The 1,303-nt window shown below is 42.2% G+C and carries 3 protein-coding genes; 2 read left to right on the plus strand and 1 reads right to left on the minus strand.

The genetic code is table 11. From position 1 onward, the window contains the following. Positions 1 to 365, minus strand: a 365-nt coding sequence (locus tag JGK14_RS00115; protein ID WP_325314553.1) for a C39 family peptidase, incomplete at its 3' end; no start/stop codon positions are given. Between the two features lie 78 nt (positions 366 to 443). On the opposite strand from JGK14_RS00115, the gene JGK14_RS00120 reads away from it, so the two are divergent. Together JGK14_RS00120 and JGK14_RS00125 are read left to right on the plus strand one after the other, a co-directional pair. Next, complete coding sequence (locus JGK14_RS00120; protein ID WP_293209154.1) at positions 444 to 986, plus strand: hypothetical protein; 543 nt, start codon at positions 444 to 446, stop codon at positions 984 to 986. Next, the coding region (locus JGK14_RS00125; RefSeq protein WP_325314554.1) for a hypothetical protein at positions 976 to 1,303 on the plus strand (328 nt) is incomplete at its 3' end. The genes JGK14_RS00120 and JGK14_RS00125, both read left to right, overlap by 11 nt.

The raw sequence follows: 1,303 nt of genomic DNA on the forward strand, positions 1-1,303 counted from the left end.
TTTTCGTCGTAACCAGTCAACACAATAATGTGACCAAATTCCGTGAAGTATCCATGCGTAATACAAGGATTACCCTCGCTTAAATGTGCCTTTACGGCGTCTATAGTTGCCGTAGCAGTGTAATTATCATTCAAGCCGTAATCGCGCACCAGAGTAGCTAAATCTTGTGGTGAGTGTCTGTCAAGGCGTCGCTTCTCCATGTATCCGTACAATTCATCTTCTAGCTGTATCCCTTGCTGATGTGGTGTCACACCCCCCCACAGCAAGCACATCGCAACAGAAGTGACGTTACAACTACCAGTTGGGTTACGTTTGTTGTCCAATTGTGAAAGGTACGGTACATCAAGCTTTACAAAGTTTTTCATAAGTACGTAGTACGTTTTGCGTTACATTGGCTACGCCTTAATTGTAACGAACTGTAACAATCCAGTTCGATTTCTTTGATGAAACTAATATCGCATTTCATCGAGCAAATCGAACTGGATTGGAGAAACATTATTGCTAATACTTCAAAATCTAAATTCAACAACACCTCTATCTACTACTGCACTAAAGCTGGAATTGTTTTAGATCAACGCCCAACTACGGGCGCTCTGGCTAAGCATATTGTCCGATTTGCCAGTAAATGGGAATACAGGGTTTATCGCGAATTAGTCCAGATGGTTGGTGTTGATAATGTTGGACTTCAATCCAAAATTATCCTTAAAGATACGACGGGAAATACAGGGCGCCTAACATATGTGTGCGACTTCCTTGTTTATAACTTCTTTTATGTAGAAGCCAAGGGATTCTTAACACCAGAAGCACGCTGCAAATTGAAAGTATTGGAGCTTCTGCACCCTTCTATCGCAGCACAATTACTGATAGTCACGGAAAAGCCTCAACGCTTATTTGGTGCAAAATGTCCGCCTACATTGTCGGTCGCAGAATTGACAAAGACAGTCAAAAACTTTGAAAAATATCGTATCCAAAACAATGACAAATGACACCGCAGCGCCCGCAATTGCCGATGTACCAGTTTTTAACTGGAGAGAAATTCGTTTAGTTTCTCACCCACTAAATTTGACGATGCTAGAACCCGACGGCTATCGGCATATCAAAGTTTGTCACTTACTGAATGAGAGCACGCACACTGAACCGCAACAAGCACGAATCGTCGTTTTCGATGAAGAATATGTTCGGCAAGTGATTGCAGGTCTGATTGTCCCGCTAGTATTTGATGCAATAGAAAGCAATAGACTAACGGAATTTCGACACAGAATAGCCCTTTTAGTAGGTGACGTTACAGCATCGCTTGAGGACA

It is taken from the genome of Microcoleus sp. PH2017_28_MFU_U_A, from assembly GCF_020738035.1.
Lineage (GTDB): Bacteria > Cyanobacteriota > Cyanobacteriia > Cyanobacteriales > Microcoleaceae > Microcoleus.

Excerpts from the sequence above, each read along its gene's own strand:
- JGK14_RS00120 (WP_293209154.1), top strand. The coding sequence starts at position 444 with ATGAAACTAATATCGCATTTCATCGAGCAAATCGAACTGGATTGGAGA.